Annotated in this window: 2 protein-coding genes; one reads left to right on the top strand and one right to left on the bottom strand. The window is 70.6% G+C overall.

All coding sequences use genetic code 11. From position 1 onward, the window contains the following. Positions 1-199: 199 nt before the first annotated feature. Complete coding sequence (locus ACQKIP_RS43985; RefSeq protein WP_365862076.1) at positions 200-1,420, top strand: hypothetical protein; 1,221 nt, start codon at positions 200-202, stop codon at positions 1,418-1,420. A gap of 191 nt (positions 1,421-1,611) precedes the next feature. Here the strand turns inward: ACQKIP_RS43985 and ACQKIP_RS43980 are convergent. After that, positions 1,612-3,002, bottom strand: a 1,391-nt coding sequence (locus ACQKIP_RS43980; RefSeq protein WP_427745568.1) for an aldehyde dehydrogenase family protein, incomplete at its 5' end; no start/stop codon positions are given.

The raw sequence follows: 3,002 nt of genomic DNA, 5'->3' as shown, positions 1-3,002 counted from the left end.
CGGTACGGGCGGCGCCGGCGTACGCCACCAGACGAAGCCGTACATGGCAAAGTCGCCTGCGGATGCATTGACCCGCTGCGCACTGCGCGCTTTCATCGCGTGAGTCCCGCGCACAACAGTGGCGGGGCGATACCCGTCATCGGGCACGAGGGCTCAAGGGCGGCGGTGGCCGTGCTCGGGCCGAAGGGGGAACCACCTGATGAGACCCGCGTTAGGGATCTGCATGTCCGTCGGCCTCGCGGCCGTCCTCACCTGCCTTGCCTCTCCCGCGGGGGCGGCGAGCGACGACCCGGCTCCGCGCACCGAACGGATCAGCGTCGCACCCGATGGCGCCGGCGGGAACTGGCACTCGGTGGATCCGACGGTCAGCGCGGACGGGCGCGTCGTCGCCTACATGTCCTCGGCGAACAACCTGCTGCCCGGCACGGACATGCCCAACAACGTCTTCTACCGGACGGCTCCCGGTGCACCCCTCAAGCGTGTGGAGGTGCCCGGTGAATCGACGATGGCGCCCAGGGTGTCCGAGTCGGGGCGCCATCTGACGTTCACGTCGTGGTCCGCCACGAGCCAGAGGTACTCCGTGCACGTGATGGATCTGCGCACCGGGCGCACCGAACCCGTCGCGCCGGCACTCCCGGGAGGCTATCGCGCCTACTACGGTCCGGCCCCGCTCAGCGCGAACGGACGCTACCTCGCCTTCGTGGCCAGGACAGCGGCCGACGAGAACGGGGTGAGCCGCTGCCGGGCCATGCTCCTGGACCGGCGAAGTGAGCGGCTGTGGCGGGCGGGAGCGTCCACGACCCGTGGCTGCCAGGACATCTCCTTGAGTGCCGACGGTCGCAAGGTGGCCTATCAGGTCGGTTATTCGGGCCCGTCCGACGACGACCAGGCGGACATCTGGGTGTACGACCGCGTGACCGGGAAGACCGTGCAGGCCGATGTCACCCACGACGGGGCACCGGCCGACAGGTCGGCGCAAGCGCCGGTGCTCAGCGCCGACGGCTCCAAGGTCGGCTTCAACTCGGTGGCCACGAACCTGGTTCCGGGCACCGACCCCAACGGGGACACCAGCACGTCGTGGAACGCCTTCGTCCGCGATCTGCGCACCGGCACCCTTCAGCGCTATGACGGCCACTCCCCCACCGATGTCGCCTTGGTGTCGGACCTGTCGGCGGACGGCTCGAAGCTGCTCCTCAACACGGCCGACGCGAACCACGTCTCCCTGGGTCTGATCCTGCGCGAGGTGCGCACCGGTCACCAGGAGCTGCTCTCGCCCGGTCAGGACGGCAAGCCCGTCACCGTGGGCCGCGCGGCACTGAGCGCGGACGAGTCGACGGCCGTCTTCGACTCCTACTACCCCGGCCTGGTGCCCGACGACAACAACTTGATCGGGGATGTCTTCGTGCGCACGCTGCGTTGAGCGGGCGCCTCCGCCCCGGCGTGCGGGCCCAGAGACAGCCACGGACGCCACGGGATGGCCTTCCGCGGTCAAGACCGGCACCGCACTGCCGCACAGGCCGGGGTGGTTCGCTCCATCGGAGAGTCCCAACCTCTGGTCACGGATCTGCGTGCCGGCCGGAGTCACCCACACGCCGCACGCCCACGCAGAGCTCAGAGGGGATACTGGGCGGGCCGCCGCCGCAGCGTGATCCAGCGCGTCTCGGTGAAGGCCTCGATATCGGCCTCCGCACCGCCGTGGCGCGAGCCGGTGCCCGAGGCGCGGACGCCGCCGAAGGGGGCGTTCGCCTCGTCGTTCACCGTCTGGTCGTTGATGTGCACGATGCCCGTCGGTATGCGCTGCGCGAGTTCCAGACCGGCGAGCGCGTCGGCCGTCACGATGCCCAGGGAGAGCCCGTAGCCGGTGTCGGCGGCGAGCGCCACCGCCTCGTCGTCGCTCGAGTACGAGACGACCGAGACGACGGGACCAAAGACTTCCTCCCGGTAGACCGTCGCGTCCCGGGGCGGGTTCGCCACCACGGTGGGGCGGTAGAAGAGGTCTTCGTAGGTGCCGCCCGCGGCAAGGGTGGCTCCCTGGTCCACTGCCTCCAGGACCCACGCGTGGATCCGGTCACGCTGCGCCTCGTCGATCACGGGGCCCATGTGCACCTGGCCGGCTGCCGGGTCGCCCACCACCATCGCATCGGCCTTGGCGGCGAGCTGGGTGACGTAGGAGTCGAAGAGCGATTCGTGCACGATGTGGCGGCCGATCGACATGCAGATCTGCCCCTGGTTGAGGTAGTTGCCCCAGGAGGCGAGGTTGACGGCCTGGTTGACGTCTGCGTCGTGGCGCACGACGAAGGCCGAGTTGCCGCCCAGTTCGAGATGAGCGCGCTTGAGGTGGCGTCCGGCCAGCTCGCCCACCGCGCGGCCGGCCCCAGTGGAGCCGGTGAACGCCACCACTCGGACCCGCGGATCCTCGACGATCGCCGCGCCGATCTCGGCGCCGCCCGGCAGCAGCTGGAGCAATCCCCCGGGCAGGCCTGCCTCCTCGAAGATGCGCACCATCGCCACGCCGCCCGTGACGACGGTACGCGGATCGGGCTTGAGCAACACCGCGTTGCCGAGCGCCAGCGCGGGCGCGACGGCGCGAATGCCGAGGATCAGCGGCACGTTGAAGGGGGAGATGACACCGACGACACCGACGGGTATCCGCTGGGACAGCGACAAACGCGGCTCCTGGCTGGAGAGCACCTGGCCCAGCGGATGGGCCGGGAGCGCGGCGGCCTCGTAGCACTCGGCAGCGGTGGTGTGGACCGCGAACCGGGCGAACGCGGGGATGGACCCCACCTCGCGCACGTTCCAGTCGACGATCTCCTCGGCGTATTCCTCCCACAACTGCCCTGCCCGGCGCAGCACTTCGGCCCTTCGCGGATGAGGCAGGGCCGCCCACTCGCGCTGCGCCCGCTCAGCCCTCTCGGCCGCGCGCGCCACGTCGGAGGCATCGGCCAGGCCGACCGTCGCCAGGACCGTGCCGGTGGCCGGTTCCACCGTGTCGTGGGTCC

Source organism: Streptomyces sp. NPDC059900 (assembly GCF_050270335.1).
Taxonomy (GTDB): Bacteria; Actinomycetota; Actinomycetes; order Streptomycetales; family Streptomycetaceae; genus Streptomyces.
This window is presented reverse-complemented; position numbering and strand designations above follow the sequence as displayed.

Excerpts from the sequence above, each read along its gene's own strand:
- ACQKIP_RS43985 (WP_365862076.1), top strand. The coding sequence starts at position 200 with ATGAGACCCGCGTTAGGGATCTGCATGTCCGTCGGCCTCGCGGCCGTC.